The organism is Kitasatospora sp. NPDC018058 (assembly GCF_044327205.1).
Lineage (GTDB): Bacteria > Actinomycetota > Actinomycetes > Streptomycetales > Streptomycetaceae > Kitasatospora.
In genome coordinates this window covers 1-20234 of record NZ_JBIRFA010000073.1, presented here as the reverse complement: position 1 = coordinate 20234, position 20234 = coordinate 1, and the positions used below count along the sequence as shown (strand labels likewise).

Sequence of the window (20234 nt, the reverse complement as noted above, 5' to 3'; positions counted from 1 at the left end):
TCGTGGGCTCGGCCAAGACCTACGGCGTCGCCCTGATCACTCCGGTCCTGCTCGACACCTCCCGCCAAGCCAAAGCCCAAGAAGGGTTCGCCGCCCATGACTTCGCCGTTGATTGGGACAACCGGCAGGCCGTCTGCCCCTCCGGGAAGACCAGCACCACCTGGAACAACGTCGTCCAAGAGGACGTGACCAAGACCGTCGTTTCCTTCGCCGCCCTCGACTGCATCCCCTGCCCTTTCAGGGACCGGTGCACCAGCGCCCGCAGCAACCGCCGCCAGCTCAGCCTCCACCCCCGCGAACTCACCGAGGCCATCCGCGACGCCCGCAACCGACAGCAGACCGGAACCTGGCAACGCGACTACGCGCTCCGCGCCGGCGTCGAGGGCACCATCCGCCAGGCCACCCACACGACCGGACTCCGTCGCGCCCGCTACCGCGGCCTGGCCAAGACCCATCTCGACCACACCACCAGCGCGACCGCCCTCAATCTCATCCGCCTCCACTCCTGGTGGAACGGCCGGCCACTCCACGGCTCCCGGCCGCCCGCTCGCCTGCGACACCGCCGACGACGCCGCCCTGCTCGTCCGCCAGGCCCTGGACCAGGGCCTGATCGACGCCGCCGGCCTCGTCCACCAGCCGTGACCGGTTGCCCCTGCGGTTGCCCCGGAGGTTGCTCCTGCGGTTGCCTCTGAGGTTGCCCGTGGGGTTGCCTCTGAGGTTGCATCGAGGTAGCCCCCCGGAAACCTTGATGCCGCAGGTCAGAGCACGGGACAACCCGACACGCGAACGCCGACTACTTCTCTCCACGGCCCTCGGATGGCCGAGAGAGCAGCAGCACCCCGGGTGTCCCGTACGGCCCAGTGGAAGGTCTCGCAAGCGGCCCGCGACGGCGCCGCGACCGCCGCCCGCCACGGCACCGGGCCCCGCTCGTTGACCCGGACGTGAGCAGCACCCCGGCCACCCGGCGCGGCGGACCCAGCGCCCACGACGCCCTACACCCGTCCCGCCGCAGGCAACCGCCCTGGACCCGCCCCGCGCCAGCCCCAGACCCTCCGGCCCGCCCGTAACCGCCCCAGCCCACCCAGCAGGCCGCCGTCGACGCCATCGCCGCGCTGCGCCACATCCCCACCCCGGCCGCCCCGCTGGCCCGGCTGCGCCCGGGGCCGGTGCCGACGGTCTCCACGCTCGGCACGCTACGGGCCTGAGGCGGCGCCAGAACGGCCGTCGGCTGGTCATGGGTTCTGCCTGAAGGTCACCGCATGGGAGATGATCTCCACCGGGTACCGGTGGCCCCTGTACGACGGCGACCCGCTCTCCACGACAGACCACTCCCCGGCCAGACCAACCCGAAGATCATCTCACTCATCGGTCAACGTGACAGCACCCTGCCAATAGATCATCAGTGATCCATCAAGGAACTGTCAGGAGCCCGGGTCACGGCATTCGGGCGGACCTAGCATCCGAGCATCGTCTCTCCCCCGTAGACGAACTTCACCACTCCCAGTGATCGAGGTACTTCGGCATGCGCGGTCTCTCCCGCCGGTCCCACACGCTCGCCCAACGCGCCGTCGCGGGCGCCCTGCTGTCGGGCCTGGCCGTTGCGGGCCTGATGGTCTCGCCGCAGCGGGCTGCCGCAGTCGACTGCGACGGCCAGAGCAGCGTGGGCGGCGGCAACTGCACCACGGCTCTGATCAACTCCATCGGTGCCCTGATCGGCGGTTTCCGCAGTGCGGCCCTCCAGGCACAGGCCGACAACGCCGCGTTCACCCAGGGGATGGCCAGCCAACTGAGTGCCGCGGCCCCCGGTTACAACGTCATGGTGTTCAAGTACGACGGAACCGATCTCTACGACACCGTCTGGTTCCGCAACGTGTACGAGGCGAACATGAACGGGGTGCTGGTCGACACCACCGTCAAGCTGCAGCACCATGACTCGCAGGGCGGCCCGGCCGGCTACGACGACTTCCGCATCTGGGTCTTCGCGGGTGACTCGACCTTCACCAACAAGGGCGACGGCGGGTACGGGAACTGGGCCTTCGTCGGCTCCGACTCCGACCGGACCGTGAGCACCACCAGGTCCTGCGTGCTGATCCGCTGCGTCGACAGCAAGCGGATCATCCACTTCCCCGCCCGCGACATCACGGTCCCGGGCGTCCCCAAGAGTGGTGGCACCCCGATCATCGGCACCCCGGGCACCCCCGGCATCCCCACGCACGATGGCGGCGACGACGGTGACGGCAACGACGACGGCAACGACGGCGACGGCGGCGACACCAGCACCACCCCGGCCAACCCCGCGCACCAGGGCGGCGGCGGCAAGGGTGGTAGTGGCAAGGGTGGTAGCGGTGGTGGTGCCGGCATCGCCGGGCTGCACTATCCCAAGGTGAAGAACGGCCGGGGTCCGGTGCTCACGGGGTCTTCGATCCTGGCCGGCGCCAGCGGCGCCAAGAACTCCGCCTGGAAGTTCAGCCCGACGGGCAACGGCCGCTACAAGATCACCAATGCCGTGTCCGGCCTCGCGCTGACCGAGAACACCAAGACCTTCTTCGCCGAGGCCATGCCCTGGACCGGCGCCGACGCGCAGAAGTGGCAGCTCGTCAGCATGGGCGGCGGCCAGTACCAGATCCGGATCACCGACCAGGACTGCCTGACCTACGACGAGGACGCCAAGGCGCTCGGCGTCTGGACCTGCAACAACGCCTGGAACCAGCAGTGGAAGCTCCAGTAGCAGTCAACCCCGCACGCTGACCCGACGCACCCCGACCCGGCACCCGCCCGGGTCGGGGTGCGGCCTTATCCGAACCCACAAGTGAGGTTTTCGTCTCCGACGTGATGCTGATCTCGGGATGGGTGCATCCGGGGGCAATGCGTGATCCCGAGGGGTGGCCTGACCGCGGAGCATCGGACTCAGCGGGAGCGAGTGCGGTGCGAGGCCGCCGCGAGTGCGGCAACTCGCAGCTGCGGGAAGCCGAAGGCCGTTCAGCTCGCGAAAATCAGCTGAGCCGATTTCTATCGCCCTCATCCTTTCGGCCCTTTTGGTAACGGGCCGTGTTTCCTTACCTGTTGCCCGGGCGAGACCGGCCGAAACTGGTCAAGAACTCTGCTGGAACATCATCGATCGAATGCCACGACGGAGGAAACCGCGCCGTAGTCGGCCTGGGTGTAGTCGGTGAACGGCTTGGCGATGAAAATGCCGGCGTTGTTGACCAGGGTGTCGATGCGGCCGAAGCGCTCAATGGCGGCGCCGGCCACGCGTTCGGCGGTGGCGGGGTCGGCGATGTCGCCCTGGATGGTGAGGACGTTCGGGTCCTGGGACGGGGCGATGCTGCGCGAGGTCGCGACCACGGCGTAGCCGAGCTTTCGGTAGGCGTCGACCAGGCTGGCGCCGATGCCCTGCGACGCACCCGTGATGACGGCGACCTTCTGACCGGGAGTGCTCATGGTGACCTTCTCCAGTGGTTGTCCGGGCTGGCTCCCACAGCGGGATGCCCCTCCAGGGGGTGCAGGCGGGCCGACTCAAGCACCCGCCCGCTACCTGCGGTGGGAGTCTCCGCCTTCCAGGAGGGAGGAAGCCGGTCGCAGGACCGTGCTCCGGGCTCCGCGCCGCTGGTGCTCCGAGTCAGGGAGCCGGCGCCCCGGAACCGGCCGGGGTTGGCTGTGCGCGGGGCGGGCCGAGGCAGGGAACTCGCCGAAGAGGTCGTCGTGGGGTGCGAGAGCTCCGGTGGTGACCTCTCCGCCCTGGCGTGGTCGGGCTTGATGAACAGGTTGGTCGTCGCCCCGAGACCATGGTCGCGTTCAGTGCCGAGGCGCCGCACCTGCGGGAGGCCTTTTGGCTGGTGTCCAGTTCCTCTGCGCAGGGGCGGTCCCGGCGGCGCGGGGGGATCGCGGAAGACGACGACCGTCCGTCTCCTCGTGGTAGGCCCGGGCTTCCACCGCACATAGCACGGTGGCGTGGAGTAGCGTCAGTTGCGGTACTTCGTCGCGGTCGCGGAGGAGCTGAGCTTCGGACGGGCTGCGGACAGGCTCCTTATCGCCGGTCCTTCTCTGTCCCAGCAGATCAAGGCGATGGAGCGCGACCTCGGAGTGCGACTGTTCGACCGCGACCGCCGCTCGGAGGCCCACTACCATCGGCCGACCGGGAGAGACGGCGGGGGAAGAAGACATGGCGTTCATCCGGTGGTGGCGATCGTCCAAGGTGAAGGACCTGCACCTGGAGGGCGTCCGGCTCCTCGACCAGGGGCTGGACGGACGGTGGTCGCGCTCGGGTACGCGGGGCCGATGGGGTAGCCGGCGGTGAACAGCAGCTGGGCGACGTCGGCGATGTAGTCGCTGTCGGCGACGGGTGGTCCGTACCCGCTGGCAGGTGGATACCTCGGCGCCGGTCACAGAACCCGCCACACGGCCGGTTGTCCTCGCACATGCCGGTGCTGGCCCGGTGAAAGTGGAGCTCGGCGGTCGAGCCGATGCCGTGGCCAAGGTCCCGGCGCTGATCCGCGGCCGTTTCCGTGCCGGACCGCCAGCGGGGGTTTCACAGGCGTTCGAAGTGTGGCCCGAGAGTCCGCCGCCCGTCACAGGCCAGGCGTGACCGCGGCGGCATGCGAAGGACACCGGAGGCCAGGCACCGGTGGCATGATCGGTAGGCGCGGGCACGCGGTGTTCGCCGACGGCCGGCCTGCTGGTCCACGGCACGGCCGAACGCCGCGACGGCGCCGTCAACCTCGTCGCCACCCGCCTCGTCCCGTTCACCCTCGCCCCCAGCGCCCGCAGCAGGGACTTCCGATGACCTCGGCGCGCACCCCCGAGCAGGCAATCCGGGCAGGTCAGCCAACCTGCAACCCCGGTGACGGACTCGCAGGACGCCGGATACAGTCGACACCCGCACGATCGAGAGGGCACCATGGCCGATACCACGACAACCCGCGCCCGTAGTGGCCGGCCCCCGGGCGTGCGCACCGACGCCGAAGGCCTCACCGAGCGCCAACGCCGCGTGACCGAGGTCATCCGCGACTCCGTCCAGCGCCGCGGCTACCCGCCGTCCATGCGCGAGATCGGCGAGGCCGTCGGCCTGACCAGCACCTCCTCCGTCGCCCACCAAGTGAAGGCCCTGGAGCGCAAGGGCCACCTGTATCGCGACCCGCACCGGCCCCGCGCGTACCGCGTGTGGGCCGACCGCCAGACCGCACCCACCGACACCACCGACAGCGCCGAGGTTCCGATCCCCGTGCCGCTGGTGGGTAGGATCGCCGCCGGTGGTCCGATCCTGGCCGAGCAGACGGTCGAGGACGTCCTCCCGCTGCCCCGCCAACTGGTCGGCGAGGGCGAGCTGTTCGCTCTCACCGTGCGCGGAGACAGCATGATCGAGGCGGCCATCTGCGACGGCGACACCGTCGTCGTGCGCCGCCAGCCGGTCGCCGAGAACGGCGACATCGTCGCCGCGATGATCGACGGCGAAGCCACCGTCAAGCGCCTCAAGCGCGATAACGGCCAGGTCTGGCTGATGCCCCACAACCCCGCCTACGAACCCATCAACGGCGACAACGCCACCATCCTCGGCAAGGTCGTCGCCGTGCTGCGCCGCCTCTGATGGCCCGGACGGTGACCGTGGACGAGGACAGGACCATGCCGGAGAACATCACCATGCGGGAGTTGTGGGACAGGACCTATCTGGCGCTGCTGCCCTGGACCCGCGTACCCGTGGTTGATCTGCACGCACGCTGCACGGAGGCGGTGACCGGGGCGCTCGCCGTGCTGTGGGACGGCTGCGACGACGCGCTTCTCGACGCGCCCGCCACGGACGGGCAGATCCACGCGATCGTCGCCGCTCAGAGGGCGTACGGGCTCGGATGGCGCGACGCGGTGCTCGGCGATGTCGCAGCACAGGCCCGGGCCGCACGGCTGGGTGATGGCCCGGGCGGCCTGTGGACACCGGCCGAGCGCTGGAACCGTGGCCGGGGACGGGCGTTCCGGCCCACCCTTCGCCGCAACCTGGAATTCTTCGCGATGCACCCGTGGGCCGCGGAGTTGGAGCACCTGCGGACCGTGCGGTGCGCTGTCGAGGCCTCCGCAGCCGATCCGCGCTCCGCGCTCGCCTTGCTTTTCCGCACGGCCTGGACGAACAAGGCCACCGACCGCCGGGGGTGGGATGACGCCGAGTGGTGGCAATACCTGGGGGTCGAGGCTCTGGCGTCCTGGGCGGTGGTCGCCCTGGGCCTGCCCGCAGAAGACCCCGCGAGCGCCGGATCGGCTGTTGAGGAAGCCGCCGAGGCGGTGAGTCCGTCCGACTGGACCTGGAGGGGAACGGGCCTGCCGGACGGATTCCTCGACGCGGCTTTCGCCGCACTGGCCCTGTGACGGCCGCCGGCGAGCGCAGGCGCCGACAGCGGCCCGGGAACAACCGGGCACCCGGGCCGCGGCTGCCGCCCGACCGCCGTCACACCAGTGGCACCAGGCCTGGCGGGAGGACGGAGTCGGGGCGCTGGCCTCGCGGGGGCCCCGGGAAGTCGCCGGACTCCTCGGAGACCAGACATCCGAACCCGTGCCCGACTGGCCTGTCATCGACAAGGTCGTCGACGCCCTGAACGCATCCACCGACGTCGTGCGCCCGCTGTGGGAGCACATCCAGGTCGCCCGCGACCCGTACTGGCCCCCGAGCACGGGGCCTCCCGCTCCAGCCTGCCCGCCGCATTCTTCGGCTGATCACCCGGTAGACCGGGCCGCCTCCCGCAGCCCGGGTCGTCGCCCGGAAACGCCATGCTGCCCTCTGCGGGGTGACCGCGAGCATCCCGGCCAGCGGGTTCCCCGCGGCATGCGACTACCCCGGGTTACGAGGACGCGGTGTCGGTCCGGCCCCACGACAAGTCCCTCCCCGACACCCCCAGACCGAGATCATCCCACGACACCCGCCAACGTGACAGCGCCCTCTGGAGACCTCAGGAGTGCTCACCGAGGAGGACGTCCTACCGCTGCGGGGCCTCCGTGAGAGCCGCAGCGATCAGACGCCTCTCCCACCTCGACGCCTCCAGCGCGCCAGCCTCGGCTCGCGCCGCTCTCACCGATCCGGACCGCATCGTGCGCTTCGCCGCGCTGGCCATCGGGGCGCGGCGGCGGTGGCTGACGGAGTCCGATCTGCGGCTGATGGAGCACGACCCCGACCCGAAGATACGGGAGCGAGCCGCCCTGGCACTGAGGAGGTTGACCCGTCCCCGCCCGGCACAGCGCTGCCCAGAGGTTCCACCACGCGTGCGTTGTGAGACCTCAAAGCAGTCAAAATGTGAACGAGTGGACCATAACTGTCCGACTCCATAATGTCCCCGGGCTCCTCGCCCGGTTTCAGGAAAACTCAGCCTTCTCCCATAGAAGCGATGACCGTGCTGTCCGAAGCCGACCAGGGCTTCGTAGGCCTGCCTGTCTCAACCTCAGTGGTGGGACGTCTCATGTTCACAGGCTGACCTGCGTCTCATTGTCCAGGTTTTCGGCGTGAGACAGCCTTGCCGCCACTGGGACAGCGCTGACGATCCATCAGTATCTCTGCGAATGCGTATGATTGAGATGCGCCAGCGGCCGACCCGCAGCGCACCCTTCTAGTTGTCGCATCGCTGACGTGATATCGGCGAATTTTGAAATTACCTTTCCTGGGGGACAGTTGAACATGGGCAAGCATGCATCGCTCAGGGGCTTGGCAGTCGGTGCCACCGCTCTCCTGATGACCGTCACGGGGGCCGCCACGTCGGCGAGCGCGAACCCGCGTGTCGGAAACATCAGCTACGGGATGTCCGGGCCGGGCGTCAAATGCGTTCAGATTGCGGTCAACAACTATTACGGCAAGAAGATGCAGGGCGCGTTCGCCATTGACATGGACGGAGTCTTCGGACCTGCCACGCTCCGGGGCGTGAAGGACTTCCAGGGCGGCAACGCTAATCTCGATGTCGACGGCATCGTCGGCCCACAGACGGGCAACCGGATGGTTGACTGGTGGCTGGGTGGCGAGGTCGAGGGATCCGACAAGGACTTCTGTTCCTCGGTGCTTCCCACAACCCGCTGAGTCTGATCGTCACGACTGCCCGTCGGCTGTGCTGGCGGGCAGATCGCGTCGTAGCGCGTCGCCGATCAGGACGCGCTACGAGGCAGCATGTACGTCCTTGATCCGTGGAGGCAAGCTGCTGCTGCTCATCGGAGCGCAGGGCCACGGCTGCGGAGCCCTCGACCGTTGGTCCTGGCCGACCGAGTCCAGCACTGCCCGCAGTGCCTGGCCGATGGCTCCCCGATCCAGGAGCTTTAACGTGTCTTTCGACGACGCCAGAGCTCCAGGGCAGCGTCAGGCCAGCGGTGACGGCGGCGAGCTCGATGTCGACGAGTACGACATGACCGGAGACGACGAGGACGCCAGCTGAGCACTTGACCTCGAACAACCGGACGGCCGGGCGCTCCGGGCTAGCATGACGCAGCGGAGTGAGGGGGAAACGGTTGGCCGATTGGGACGGCGTGGCGGAGCGGGGCGTCTACAAGGACGTCCACCAGGCCGAGCGGGACCAGCTGTCCGATGCGGCGCACCGGGGCGACTGGGCGGCCGTGCTGGCCGCTGTCGCGAAGTCGCCCAGCCTGGCCAACACCCGTCGGGCCGGCGGCCGCAGCGGCTGGGTGCCGCCACCAGGCCGCCTGGCACAACGCGCCGGCCGAGGTCGTCCAGCAGCTGTTGGACGCCGGTGCCTGGCGTACCCTGCGCTCGACGGACGGGGAGCGGCCCGCCGACGTCGCCGTCCGGCTCGGCCACGACGCCCTGCTGCGGTTGCTGGAACCGGCGCCCCGGCGTTGTCACGTTGTTGGGTGCGAGAGTGCCTGAGGGTGTGTCGGGGTGTGGCGGGGCCGGGTTGCAGCTGTGTGTTCAGGCCGGGGTGGGCGGGCCGGCGGCTCCGGTGACCTGCTCCCAGATCGCGACGCGGACGGTCATCTCGGCTCGGTAGCCGGTGGCGGCCATCAGGTGGCGGCGGGGTCGGAAGTGGGGTGAGATGCCGCTGAACGCGGACAGGAACCTCTGTGCTCCGCCGGCGGAGCGGAAGCCCTTCATGGCGCGTTCGCGTTGCCTGGTGGGCTGGTGGCTGTTCTCGGCCCGGTTGTTCAAACCCTTGTGGGAGCGGTGCTCCACGGACGGCATGACCTCGCGGTAGGCGGCTCCATAGGAGCGGAGCTTGTCCGTGACGATCACCCTCGGCACCGCGCGGGTCCGCTTGAGGAGGCGGCGCAGGAAGCGCCTGGCCGCGGCCTTGTCCCGCCGCCCCCGCACGAGGATGTCCAGCACGTTGCCGTCCTGGTCAACGGCCCGCCACAGGTACTTCCGCTCGCCGTTGACCTTGATGAAGACCTCGTCCAGATGCCACCTTGTCCCCGATCCGGGGCTGCCTGCGGCGCAGCGCATCGGCGTAGGTCTGCCCGAACTTCAGGCACCACCGCCGGACCGTCTCGTAGGAGACGACGACACCGCGCTGGAGCATCAGCTCCTCCACCTCGCGAAACGACAGCGGGAACCGGAAGTACAGCCACACACAGTGGGAGATGACCTCGACCGGGTACCGGTGACCCCTGTACGACGGCGACGTGCTCTCCACGAATGATCCCCCTCCACCGTGATCGATCAGAAGATCATCTCACCCGGTCGGCCAACGCGACAGCGCCTGACGAACTCTTCGGGCCCCGATGGGGCTCGTGGAGAGCCCGTTGCTCAGTAATGGGCACGACGGGTTCGGGAGGCGGCCCGGGGAAACGGGCTGGTCGCAAGGCCAGCACCGCGCTCCGGGTCGACCTTACGAGCACTGGATCCACCTGCGGACAACCAACCCCATCGAGTCGACCTTCGTGACCGTCCGTCTGCGGACCAAGGTCACCAAGGGCGCCGGATCCCGAGCCGCCGCCCTGGCGATGGTCTTCAAGCTCGTCGAGTCCGCCCAGGCCCGCTGGCGAGCCGTGAATGCACCCCACCTCGTTGCCCTCGTCCACGCCGGGACCCGCTTTGAACGCGGCCAGGACTCTGTTGCTCAATTCGGACCGCAGGTCGGTTGACTGCGGCATGATCGCTCCTGCGGTTGTCTCGTGGGCAGGCGGTTGCGGGGGTGGTGCGGGTGTCGATGAGGGGGGCGGGACTGCCGGAGGTCCCGGAGCAGACGGCGCTGGTCGCGGCGGCGGCTTTCCCGACGGGGACGCTGGCGATGCGGGTGCGTGAGAAGCTGGCGGAGGTCTTCGCGGACGAGCCGTTCGTGTCCGCGTTTGGGGTGCGCGGGGCGCCGGGCCTGTCACCGGGGATGCCGGCCCTGGTCACAGTGCTGCAGTTCGCCGAGAACCTGACCGACCGCCAGGCCGCGGACATGGCGGTCCGCGCGATCGACTGGAAGTACGCCCTCGGCCTGGAACTTGCCGATCCGGGGTTCGACTTCACGGTGCTCGCGAAGTTCCGGGCCCGGTTGGTCGAGCACGGCATGGAGCGCCTGCTCTTCGACCGGCTGGTGGAACACTGCCGCCAGGAGGGGCTGATCGGCGCCGGGGGCAAGCAGCGCACCGACTCCACCCATGTCATCAGCGCGGTGCGGGACCTGAACCGGCTGGAGCTGGCCGGGGAGAGCGTGCGCGCGGCGCTGGAGGCACTGGCCGTCGCGGCCCCGTCCTGGCTCGGGCAGGCGATGCCGGTAACGGAGCTGGAACTGCGGTATGCGGCCAGGGTCGACTCATGGCGGCTGCCCACGTCGAAGACGAAGCGGGACCGGCTGGCCGAGGTCTACGGCCAGGACGCGCCCGCACTGCTGCACGCGATCCACGCGCCCGACGCCCCGGTGTGGCTGCGGGAGATCGAGGCAGTCCAGCTGCTGCGGCGGATCTTCATGCAGACCTACTACGTGCACACCGACGCCCGGGGACGGGAGGTGGTCAGGAAGCGGGAGGCCGAGGTGGACGGCGTCCCGCCCGGCCATCTGCGGCTCGCCTCCCCCTACGACCGCGACGCGCGCTGGTCCGCCAAGGGAGACGAGCTGTTCTGGTGCGGCTACAAGGTCCACCTCACCGAAACCTGCGACGACGGCACCACCGGCGCCGCAGCTGCGGCCGGAGCCGACGCCCAGGCCCCGAACCTGATCACCGATGTGACCACCACCGTCTCGACCGCACCGGACGTGACCGCCACCGCCGGCATCCAACAGCGCCTGACAGAGCGACAGGTCAAGCCGGGCGAGCACTACCTCGACTCCGGCTACCCCTGCGCCGAGCTGGTCACCGCCGCCGCAGGCGAGGGCATCACCGTGATCACACCGCTGCCGGCCGACCACTCCGCGCAGGCCCGGGCCGCCGAAGGCTTCGACAAGAGCGCCTTCCGCATCGACTGGACAGCTCGTCAGGTCCGCTGCCCTGAAAGCCGTACCAGCACCGGCTGGTATCCCGTCCAGCAGCACGGCCACGACGCCATCGTGATCGAGTTCGCCCGAGCTGACTGCAGCCCCTGCCCTTCCCGCCGCAAGTGCACCACCGCCGCGCGCGACAACCGCATGCTCACCCTGCGACCCCGCGAGCTGCACGAGACTGTCGCCGCCGCCCGCGCCGAGCAGAAGACCGACACCTGGCAGGCCAAGTACGCCCTCCGCGCCGGGATCGAGGGCACGATCAACCAGGCCCTCGACGCCACCGGGTTGCGCCGGGCCCGCTACCGCGGCCTGCCCAAGGTCAGCCTGCAACACGCCTACTCCGCCACCGCGATCAACGTCATCCGGCTCGACGCCCACTGGACCGATCAGGCCCGACGCCCGCGGACCAGCCGACTCACACGACTCGCTCACCAACTCGCAGCTTGATCACCAACCCGAATTAAGCAACAGAGTCGTTCTCGTGAACAAAGCCAGGCTTCCGGTGACGACGTCGGGGCCGAGGTCGTACGCCAGCTCCTCGGCAAGCTGCCCGTCACCGCCGGGGACGACTTCCCGGCCGGTCGCCTGCTCGACGGCCCCGCCGTCAACGTTGACGCCATCCCGCCGCGGACCGCCACAACCCCGAGCATCGACACCACCACGGACACCGCCGCCGCGCAGAACCCGGCCACCGTCCCCCAGCAGCTGCGCCTGGCGCTCGCCGCCGAGCCCACCACCCACTCGCCGCTCGCCCGCGGCCTGGGCGCCCCGACCGACACCTGGAGCATTGACGGGAGCGACCTGGTGGTGGAGGGCTGGAGCAGCGCTCCCGACCTGTTCGCCGTCCGCGACCCGAACCGCCAGCTGCTGGGCTGGATCGAGGCGCTCGGCGACGGCTGGGGCGCCTACATCCAGGGCCGCCTGATCATCGACGCCACCGACGGCGACCCTTGGCTCTCCACGGACGCGCCCCACGCCGTCGCCCTGCTCCGCGCCGGCCGGGGCCAGCAGCTGACCTGACCCGCACCGCCGGCGGCCCGGCGTTGATGGCGCTCGTTGAAAAGCCCACCCTGGACCAGCTTGGCCGCACCTGGTATCTCGGCGTTCTGCCCCCTGCGGAAGGCGGTGACGCTAACCTGAGAATCGATCATGTCCATGGCAGGGTTGGATGCCTGGCGCGGCTTCGTTCAACGAGAAGGGCGACACGATGGCGACTGGAACGGTCAAGTGGTTCAACGACGCCAAGGGGTACGGGCTCATCACCCCGGAGGGCGGAGGTGACGATCTCTTCGCCCACTTCTCGGAGATCAGGACGGAGGGGTTCAAGACCTTGCAGGAGAACCAAAAGGTCGAGTTCGAAGTCAAGACCGGCCCGAAGGGCTTGCAGGCCGCGAACATCAGGCCGCTCTGACACAGGCATCCCTTGCGCTCCGCCTCCTGAGTCCGCGTCGACGGCCAGGCCGGTACGGCGGCCGACCCGGCGACCGGAACCCCGGTGCAAACGGTGCCCCGGCCACAAGGCGCACTGGCCACCGCAGCTGCATAGCTGTCCGCTGGATGAGACGCGCGCCCCGTCCGCCCGTCCGCCCGGCTGCTCGGCCCCGGCTGGGACCTCGTCGGCTGGAGCCGGGCCCCCGGCCTCTTCTACGTCCGCAAGGACGGCCGGGCGCTCGGCTGGATCGAGCACGGCGCCGGCCGCGTGGACGGCTGGGCCGTGCTGGTCGACGGCCGCTTCCTCGTCGACTCCACGGCTCCCGGCCGCCCGCTCGCCTGCGACACCGCCGACGACGCCGCCCTGCTCGTCCGCCAGGCCCTGGACCAGGGCCTGATCGACGCCGCCGGCCTCGTCCGCCAGCCGTTGTGACTGTGCATGGTAATTGGCCAAAGTTTTCAGGGTAGTTGGCCAGGCTGTACGCGTGGCTCCGAGCCGGGCGGTGTTCAGCCGTACGTGGTGCCTTGTACGGGCCGCTGTTGTGCAGGTACGGCGGGAGGCTCTGCCCTCCCGGTGGACCGCCTCGATCGCCTCTGCGAGAACTCCTAAAACTCCTGGGCGACGCGCAAATTCATGAAATTGGTGACCTCGGCGCCGGTGGGAATGGCGTCGTACGCGGCTTCGCCGGGCCCGTGGCGGAAGTCCGGCGCCAGTTCGCGACTCCGGGGTCGACCGCCTCCGGACGAGCTCTCACCTGCCCGCCTGTGGACCCAGCAAACACAGTCTGACCTGGTATTTTCCAGGGATTCGCCTAGGGTGAGGAGTTCTGCAGGACAGCATCGGAGGGGACAACATGAGCGGGGAAGCCAGCGAGTACGACGCCAGCCAGATACAGGTGCTGGAAGGGTGCGAGGCCATCCGGAAGCGGCCCGGGATGTACATCGGCTCGACCGGTGAACGCGGCCTGCGCCACATGGTCTTCGAGGTCGCCGACCGGGCCGTGAACGAGGTCCTCGCCGGCCACGCCAGCTGCGTCGACGTCACCCTCACACCCGACGGCGGCGTGCGTGTCGCCGACGACGGGCGGGGAGTTCATATCGACGAATCGGGAGCCAGCGGCACTTCCGGCCTCGAAGCCCTGCTGACCCGCATGCAGACCGGGGCGGGGACCGGAGGCCGCCACGACGTGACGCTCGGCTTCTGCGGGGTGGGACCCTTCGTCGTCAACGCCCTGTCGAGCCGGATGACGGCCGAGGTGCGGCGTGGGGGAGCCCGCTGGGTCCAGGAGTACGCGCGTGGCGTGGCCGTCACCCCGCTTACCGAGGCGGGCACCTCGACCGGAAGCGGGACCACCATCACCTTCTGGCCCGACGCTGACATCTTCGGGGCAGCGGGGTTCTCGTTCGACGGCTTGGCCGATCGCTTCCGGGAGCTGGCTTTGCTGAACAAGGGCTTGGAGATCTCACTGACCGACCAGCGCGGTCCGGGCGAGTCCCGGTCGGCACGGTTCCGGTACCCGGGCGGTGCGCGGGACTTCGTGGCCCTCCTCGACGAGCAGGAAGAGACACCCGTTCATCGGCAGATCGTCGGCTTCGAGCGGGAGGACCCGCGAATGGCCGGATCGGTGGAGGTCGCCCTTCGTTGGCGTGACTCCCCAGAGGAACGGCTTCGGAGCTTCGCCAACAGTCGACCCACCATCGGTGGCACCCACGAGCGCGGCTTCCGCGACGGAGTGGCGGCCGCGGTCACCGCGTACGCACGGGAGCAGCGACTGCTGACAACGTCGGACCCCAACCTGGAAGGCGATCGAATCGGCGAGGGCCTGACGGCGGTCGTGTCAGTGAAGCTGGACGATCCCGAGTTCGATGGCTCCACGCGGGGCGTGCTGGGCAACGCCGCAGTGCGTGTCTGCGTCGAAGAGGCCGTCCGGCAACACCTCGGCAGGTGGCTGGAAGAGCACCCGGAGCGGGCCGCAGCCATCATCGGCCGGATCATCAAGGGCGCCCCTCGGGACTGACCAGCAGCAGGCCGCCTGCTGGTCCCAGGGAATCGGCCAACAGGGCGGCCGGCAGCACACGGCGGTCAACCAGTGACATGACCCGTGGCCAACCAGCCTGCTCAGGCTGGCCAGATAGCGTGAAAACCTTGGCCATCAACCCTGCAAAGTGGCCATCTACCGTGCAAAGTCACAGCCGTGACCGGCTGCCTCTGAGGTTGCCTCTGAGGTTGCCCGTGGGGTTGCCTCTGAGGTTGCATCGAGGTAGCCCCCGGAAACCTTGATGCCGCAGGTCAGAGCACGGGACAACCCGACACGCGGACGCCGACTACTTCTCTCCACGGCCCTCGGATGGCCGAGAGAGCAGCAGCACCCCGGGTGTCCCGTACGGCCCAGTGGAAGGTCTCGCAAGCGGCCCGCGACGGCGCCGCGACCGCCGCCCGCCACGGCACCGGGCCCCGCTCGTTGACCCGGACGTGAGCAGCACCCCGGCCGCCCGGCGCGGCGGACCCAGCGCCCATGACGCCCTACACCCGTCCCGCCGCCGGCAACCGCCCTGGACCCGCCCCGCGCCAGCCCCAGACCCTCCGGCCCGCCCGTAACCGCCCCAGCCCACCCAGCAGGCCGCCGTCGACGCCATCGCCGCGCTGCGCCACATCCCCACCCCCGCCGCCCCGCCGGCCCGGCTGCGCCCGGGGCCGGTGCCGACGGTCTCCACGCTCGGCACGCTACGGGCCTGAGGCGACGCCAGAACGGCCGTCGGCGGCGTGCGGCGGACCCGTGGCGGGTAGCGTTCCTCGTGGCCGTCCAGGGCCGCTGTGAGCCGCCGTCAGAGCGCGCCCAAGGCCCGGCGAGGCGGAACAAATCCCCGGGTGTCTCCCCGGGGACGTTCCCGGGTGCTGCCCCGGGGGGCTTCCCTCCCAAGGGTTTCGACATTCCCGCAGGCCAGGGCCCAAAATCGAGGCCACCAAGCTTGCCGACAACCCTCTCCCTCCCCTTCTTTCCCTTGGCTTGTGGTGTTGGTGGTTGGCGGTTGGGTGGGGCGGTACGGTCCCGGGTTCGCTCCTGGTCCGACGGGCCCTGCTTGCCGCTCCGGGTCCGCTCTGCCCCTTCCCCTCGCGGCCGGGTGGCCGCGCGCCTCCCGGTGGTCGGCGCTGGGTGGCCGGGGGCGGTGGGCGGCGGCCGGGTGTCGGTGCCGTGAGGTAGAGAGATGAGGAAGATCAGCACCAACGACGGGGAGCGGACATGCACGAGGACCAGGAGCACGCCCGAGACGAACAGCAACCGCCAGCCCGGCCCGGCCGAGTCCACTTCCGCCGCTCCGCCCGCAACCCCAACGGCTCCTGGGGCCCAGTACGGGACGACGTCCTCGCCGTCCTCGGCGTCCTCAAGATCGCCACCTACAAGCAGCTCCACGCCCTGATCGCGGGCGGCACCGACGACCGCGAGCACAACCGCACCGAGCACGTCGCCGAAGCCGTCAAAGACCTGGAGAAGCAAAAGCTCGTCGAGCCACGCGGCACCACCTGCCCGCCCGGCCGCAAACCCACCGACAAGACCGCCGGCTCCAAGCCACAGCCAGGCGGCCCCGGCGCGGAGAAGATCTGGGGCCTCACCCCGCTCGGCCTGCTCGCCGCCGCCGAAGCCCTCGAAGACGACCGCGACATGGGCGGCAACGCCCGCGGCGCCGGCCAGACCGGCGCCCGCCACGCCATGCTCATCAACGAGGTCATCATCACCGCCGTCACCGGCACCACCACCCACGACGCCCCACCCCGCGAACACCAACGCCAGGCCCCACCCCGCCGCGCCCTGCCCTGCGCCCCGCTGCCCGGCGGCCTCGACGACTGGGCAAGGACACCGTGGGCGAGGCGGGCGGCAGCATGGCCGGCCGGGCGGGCAAGCAGGCTATCAAGTCCGGCGCCTCCCACCTCGTGCCCGTGGTGCACGAGACCGGCCAGGCCGGCGGCCGCCTGGCGTTCACGGTCCGGATGAAGGCCAACCAGTACGTCTACAGCGCGGGCTCGGAGCAGGACTCCGGCGGCATCCGGCGCGGCTTCGTCCCCCGCGCGGACGGCACCGAGGAGCGCACCCACGGCTCCGCCAGCACCGGCGGGTTCGACGCCGCCGAGTGGTCCCAGCGGGTCGCCGACCACCACGGCGACGTCACCGAGGCCATGCGGGCCTGGCTGGTGGAGACCGGCCGCGCCGTCGAGGACGCCGACATCGCCTACCTGGAGGTCCGCGGCTGGATCCCCGAGCAGTGAGTAGGCCCGGCTGGCCTCTCCCCAACCATGACCTGGCCGCAGGGAGAGGCCGCCCGCCCCCGACCCTCCCACAGCACCGCCCGCACCGGCCCCGCCGTCTCAGCATCCGAAGGAGAAGCACCGCCGTGGAGACCACCACCGCCACCGCCGAGCAGGACGTGCCGGCCGGGCTGCGCCCGCAGCCGCAGCCGCCCGTGCCCGCCCAGCCGCTCGGCACAGCTGTGAACTCGCTGCCGCTGCACTGGTTCCAGAAGGACGCCGTCGCGGCCGCTGTCCGGGAGGTGAAGGACGGCGGCCGGGCGACGGTCGTCGCGGCGACCGGATCCGGCAAGACGCTGATCGCCGCCGGCTGCGCCCGCCGCCTGGCCGCGCGGGGTCGGGTACTGGTGCTGGTGCCGACGATCGAGCTGCTGGAGCAGACCGCCGAGTCCTGGTCGACGAAGGGCGGCCGCCGTGGCCTGGCGGTGGCGGCATGCTCGCGGGAGGAGGCGCTGGAGAGCGCGGAGGCCGACGGCCGCGTCCACGCCCAGGTGACCACCAAGGCCCCGCGGATCGCCGACCTGGTCGCCACCGAGAAGCCCGACCAGCCGGTCACCGTGTACGCCACCTACGCCTCGCTGGAGCGCATCGTCCAGGCCCACCGGCTGCACGGCCTGCCCGCCTGGGACCTGGTCGTCATCGACGAAGCCCACCGCACCGCAGGCTCGGACGGCAAGCCCTGGGCCGCCGTCCACACCGACGACCAGGTCGCCGCCGCGCGGCGCCTGTACTTCACCGCCACCCCGCGCGGCCCTCGGCGTCCCATCCCGGCATGCAACAGCGGTTGGCGCACAGACACATGCCGTCAACATCCAGGTGGCGGCCGTCGTTGATCGAAGATGAGCCAAGGCGTTCGGCAGTCACCTCGGCAAGGCAGGCGAGCGCCTCCTGCTCGTCCGCGAGCCCGGTCACCGAGCCGATCGTGTCGATCACGTGCCATCCGGTGTCGTGGCGCAGCGCGACGGCGACGAGCGTGTACTCGGGGTGGCCGTGGTCGTCGAGGGCGATGCCGTGGTGGAGGTCGGCGCTGATGCGCTCGATTCGGAAAGTTTGCGGGAGGTCAGGGTCGAGGGTGTTCGGCATGGCGCTCCTCGGCATCGTACGGATGAGCGCGGCGGGCAGGGCCGTGAAGCAACTCACCCTGTGTCGTTGGCGTGATGCGCGCAAAGAAATGAACGGCGCACCGGCCGCCGCAGGGGCGGCCCGGTGCGCCGAGGGGATGGGGTGGGTCAGCGGCGCAGGCCGCGGACGCCGTGGGGGGTGCCGAGGCCGGTGGGGCCGTCGTAGCCGGGGAGCGCCGTGCAGAGGTAGGAGCCGCCGCAGGAGCCGTTGGAGCCGGTGACGATGTCGTTGAAGGCCCGGGGCCGGGCGTAGGGGTAGGAGGCGGCGAAGTCGTTGGCGCCGGGGGTGCCCGCGACCGCGTACATGCCGGTGATCAGCGGTGCGGCGACGCTGGTGCCACCGATCACGTGCCAGCCGGCGCCGTCGGTGGGGTCGGTGAAGTAGACGGCGATGCCTGTGGCGGGGTCGGCGACGGCGGAGATGTCGGCGATGGTGCGGTTGGCGCAGCCGGGGTCGTGCTGCCAGGACGGCTTCGGCTCGAAGAACGAGCAGCCGGAGCCGGAGCCGGACCAGGCGCTCTCGGACCAGCCCCAGCGGGTGAACGGCGGCAGGGGGAACCGTTGCCGGTGCAGGCTGGTACCGCCGGCGGCGGTGACGAACTGGGAGGCCGCCGGCCAGGTCGGGTTGGGGTAGCCGATGTCACCGCTGCTGGCCACGAAGGCGATGCCGCGGTGGTTGAAGAACGCGTCGAGGAGCGTCTGGTTGGGGAATTCCGGCGCGCCGAAGCTCATCGAGATGAACGTGGCGCCCTGCTGGAAGGCCTGGCCGACCGCGTGGATCTCGTTGCGGAGCAGCTCGTCGTCGGCCTCGACCAGCAGGAGGTGGCAGTCCGGGCAGGCGGCGCTGACGGCGGCGAGGTCGGTGGCGGTCTCCACCACCCAGCCGGGGTCGGTGGTCGGGGGCGGGGTGCTGCCGCCGTTCTGGTTGATCTTGCGGAAGCACCCGTTGGCGGTGGTGCACGGCGGCAGGTGGTACTGCTCCCGGTAGACCGCGAGGTCGCTCTCGGCGGTGCGGTCGTCGAAGGCCACCACGATGGCCACCGTCCGGTCCCTGCCGCCGTTGCGGGGCAGGTCGTAGGCGGCCTGGAGGTCGCGCGCTCCGAAGCCCGGCGGCTCGGTGCCGGGCTGAAGGCGTCGCAGCCGGCGCAGGTCGGTGCGGATCAGGGCGAAACAGGGCGCCCGCAGGTCGGACGGCACCTCGGCCACCGCGCCGGACGGGGCGGTCAGTGTTGTGGTCGGCGCGTCCGCCGCCGGGGGCTGGGCCGGTGCGCAGGCTCGTTCGGCGGTCGGGGCCGGCGGGTCGGACGGCTGCACGCTGCCGCCGGCCGGTGTGAGGGCCTGCGCGGGCGCGGCGATGCCGGCGAGGCCCAGGAGCAGGGGGAGTGCGAGCAGGAAACGCATGAGTGGGGTGGGCCGCATGGACTCCTCGTTCCGTCGGCCCGGGCTCGGGGCCCGTCGAGGCGTCGTCCGGCCCGAGCCGTGTGTTCCCGTTCGGTGGGCGGTCCCCGCAATGGTGGACCGCTCGATGTGGTCGCCATCGTCGCAGTGCTCGGCCCGCGGCCGATCGCGTTGCGCCGGACACCGTGACGCGATCACTCTGGCGGACCATCACCCCAGCTGGTTTGGCGCAGCACCGCCGGGGTCAGGCCGTCGGGGCGGAGGGTCTGTATGGTGTCTTCGGCTCTGTTCCGTAATCGGTGGTAACGAAGGGTGACCGGCATCGTTGGCATGGTGTGCGGGAGGTCAACGAGCTTCTGGGCGTGGTGTTTTCGGAGTTGTCGGCGCTGGTCATCGAGGGTGTGGCAGACGAGGGTGGCCTGATCCGGGTGACGGCGCGGACCCGGGAAGATCCGATGCCGTGCCCCGTGTGCGGGACCCGACAGGAGGGGTGCACGGGTTCCGCGAGGGTGCTGTCACGTTGATCGGTGAGTGAGATGATCTTCGGGTTGGTCGTGGCTGGGAAGGGCCTGTCGTGGAGAGCGCTTCGCCGTCGTACAGGGG

Annotated in this window: 15 protein-coding genes and 4 pseudogenes; 15 read left to right on the top strand and 4 right to left on the bottom strand. The window is 70.5% G+C overall.

Features of this window, described 5'->3' with window-relative positions; genetic code table 11:
• Both ACH4E7_RS42930 and ACH4E7_RS42925 read left to right on the top strand, forming a co-directional pair.
• Positions 1–692: transposase (locus tag ACH4E7_RS42930; protein WP_396254650.1), on the top strand; the 692-nt coding region annotated here is incomplete at its 5' end.
• Between the two features lie 830 nt (positions 693–1522).
• On the top strand, positions 1523–2728 hold the full coding sequence (locus ACH4E7_RS42925) for an RICIN domain-containing protein (protein WP_396254649.1): 1206 nt from the start codon (positions 1523–1525) through the stop codon (positions 2726–2728).
• A gap of 401 nt (positions 2729–3129) precedes the next feature.
• Here ACH4E7_RS42925 and ACH4E7_RS42920 read toward each other — a convergent pair.
• Positions 3130–3441 (bottom strand): annotated as a pseudogene (locus ACH4E7_RS42920) (SDR family NAD(P)-dependent oxidoreductase); the annotation flags it as partial.
• A 525-nt stretch (positions 3442–3966) separates the two neighbouring features.
• Here ACH4E7_RS42920 and ACH4E7_RS42915 point away from each other — a divergent pair.
• The 4 genes and pseudogenes from ACH4E7_RS42915 to ACH4E7_RS42900 all read left to right on the top strand — a co-directional run.
• A pseudogene (locus ACH4E7_RS42915) lies at positions 3967–4113 on the top strand (LysR family transcriptional regulator); the annotation flags it as partial.
• A 784-nt stretch (positions 4114–4897) separates the two neighbouring features.
• On the top strand, positions 4898–5584 hold the full coding sequence (gene lexA, locus ACH4E7_RS42910; protein WP_396254648.1) for a transcriptional repressor LexA: 687 nt from the start codon (positions 4898–4900) through the stop codon (positions 5582–5584).
• A 35-nt stretch (positions 5585–5619) separates the two neighbouring features.
• Positions 5620–6351, top strand: coding sequence for a hypothetical protein (locus tag ACH4E7_RS42905; RefSeq protein ID WP_396254647.1), 732 nt, complete (start codon positions 5620–5622; stop codon positions 6349–6351).
• A 1297-nt stretch (positions 6352–7648) separates the two neighbouring features.
• Positions 7649–8041 (top strand): peptidoglycan-binding protein, encoded by a 393-nt coding sequence (locus ACH4E7_RS42900; RefSeq protein WP_396254646.1) that lies wholly within the window; start codon positions 7649–7651, stop codon positions 8039–8041.
• Positions 8042–8881: 840 nt separating this feature from the next.
• Here the strand turns inward: ACH4E7_RS42900 and ACH4E7_RS42895 are convergent.
• Positions 8882–9602, bottom strand: a pseudogene (locus tag ACH4E7_RS42895) (IS6 family transposase).
• A gap of 193 nt (positions 9603–9795) precedes the next feature.
• On the opposite strand from ACH4E7_RS42895, the pseudogene ACH4E7_RS42890 reads away from it, so the two are divergent.
• The 9 genes and pseudogenes from ACH4E7_RS42890 to ACH4E7_RS42850 form a co-directional block, all read left to right on the top strand.
• Positions 9796–10053 (top strand): annotated as a pseudogene (locus ACH4E7_RS42890) (hypothetical protein); the annotation flags it as partial.
• 65 nt (positions 10054–10118) lie between these two features.
• The gene (locus ACH4E7_RS42885) at positions 10119–11825 is read left to right on the top strand and encodes an IS1182 family transposase (protein WP_396254645.1); all 1707 of its coding nucleotides are present in this window, start codon (positions 10119–10121) and stop codon (positions 11823–11825) included.
• A 357-nt stretch (positions 11826–12182) separates the two neighbouring features.
• A complete protein-coding gene (locus tag ACH4E7_RS42880; RefSeq protein ID WP_396254644.1) occupies positions 12183–12398 on the top strand; it encodes a hypothetical protein in 216 nt (71 codons plus the stop codon).
• 187 nt (positions 12399–12585) lie between these two features.
• The gene (locus tag ACH4E7_RS42875) at positions 12586–12789 is read left to right on the top strand and encodes a cold-shock protein (RefSeq protein ID WP_396254651.1); all 204 of its coding nucleotides are present in this window, start codon (positions 12586–12588) and stop codon (positions 12787–12789) included.
• Between the two features lie 288 nt (positions 12790–13077).
• Positions 13078–13242 (top strand): hypothetical protein, encoded by a 165-nt coding sequence (locus tag ACH4E7_RS42870; protein WP_396254643.1) that lies wholly within the window; start codon positions 13078–13080, stop codon positions 13240–13242.
• 502 nt (positions 13243–13744) lie between these two features.
• Positions 13745–14827, top strand: coding sequence for an ATP-binding protein (locus tag ACH4E7_RS42865; RefSeq protein ID WP_396254642.1), 1083 nt, complete (start codon positions 13745–13747; stop codon positions 14825–14827).
• Between the two features lie 1224 nt (positions 14828–16051).
• Positions 16052–16801, top strand: a complete 750-nt coding sequence (locus ACH4E7_RS42860) for a hypothetical protein (RefSeq protein ID WP_396254641.1) — start codon at positions 16052–16054, stop codon at positions 16799–16801.
• Positions 16747–17073, top strand: a complete 327-nt coding sequence (locus ACH4E7_RS42855) for a hypothetical protein (protein ID WP_396254640.1) — start codon at positions 16747–16749, stop codon at positions 17071–17073. Before ACH4E7_RS42860 ends, ACH4E7_RS42855 begins: the two co-directional genes overlap by 55 nt.
• Before the next feature lie 125 nt (positions 17074–17198).
• Positions 17199–17945, top strand: a complete 747-nt coding sequence (locus ACH4E7_RS42850; protein ID WP_396254639.1) for a DEAD/DEAH box helicase family protein — start codon at positions 17199–17201, stop codon at positions 17943–17945.
• Here the strand turns inward: ACH4E7_RS42850 and ACH4E7_RS42845 are convergent.
• Complete coding sequence (locus ACH4E7_RS42845; protein WP_396254638.1) at positions 17845–18195, bottom strand: hypothetical protein; 351 nt, start codon at positions 18193–18195, stop codon at positions 17845–17847. The two genes, ACH4E7_RS42850 and ACH4E7_RS42845, sit on opposite strands and share 101 nt — an antisense overlap.
• Before the next feature lie 146 nt (positions 18196–18341).
• The gene (locus tag ACH4E7_RS42840; RefSeq protein WP_396254637.1) at positions 18342–19652 is read right to left on the bottom strand and encodes a S8 family serine peptidase; all 1311 of its coding nucleotides are present in this window, start codon (positions 19650–19652) and stop codon (positions 18342–18344) included.
• Positions 19653–20234: the final 582 nt, after the last annotated feature.

Excerpts from the sequence above, each read along its gene's own strand:
- ACH4E7_RS42925 (WP_396254649.1), top strand. The coding sequence starts at position 1,523 with ATGCGCGGTCTCTCCCGCCGGTCCCACACGCTCGCCCAACGCGCCGTC.
- lexA (WP_396254648.1), top strand. The coding sequence starts at position 4,898 with ATGGCCGATACCACGACAACCCGCGCCCGTAGTGGCCGGCCCCCGGGC.
- ACH4E7_RS42905 (WP_396254647.1), top strand. The coding sequence starts at position 5,620 with ATGCCGGAGAACATCACCATGCGGGAGTTGTGGGACAGGACCTATCTG.
- ACH4E7_RS42900 (WP_396254646.1), top strand. The coding sequence starts at position 7,649 with ATGGGCAAGCATGCATCGCTCAGGGGCTTGGCAGTCGGTGCCACCGCT.
- ACH4E7_RS42885 (WP_396254645.1), top strand. The coding sequence starts at position 10,119 with ATGAGGGGGGCGGGACTGCCGGAGGTCCCGGAGCAGACGGCGCTGGTC.
- ACH4E7_RS42875 (WP_396254651.1), top strand. The coding sequence starts at position 12,586 with ATGGCGACTGGAACGGTCAAGTGGTTCAACGACGCCAAGGGGTACGGG.
- ACH4E7_RS42865 (WP_396254642.1), top strand. The coding sequence starts at position 13,745 with ATGTACATCGGCTCGACCGGTGAACGCGGCCTGCGCCACATGGTCTTC.
- ACH4E7_RS42860 (WP_396254641.1), top strand. The coding sequence starts at position 16,052 with ATGCACGAGGACCAGGAGCACGCCCGAGACGAACAGCAACCGCCAGCC.
- ACH4E7_RS42845 (WP_396254638.1), bottom strand. The coding sequence starts at position 18,195 with ATGCCGAACACCCTCGACCCTGACCTCCCGCAAACTTTCCGAATCGAG.
- ACH4E7_RS42840 (WP_396254637.1), bottom strand. The coding sequence starts at position 19,652 with ATGCGGCCCACCCCACTCATGCGTTTCCTGCTCGCACTCCCCCTGCTC.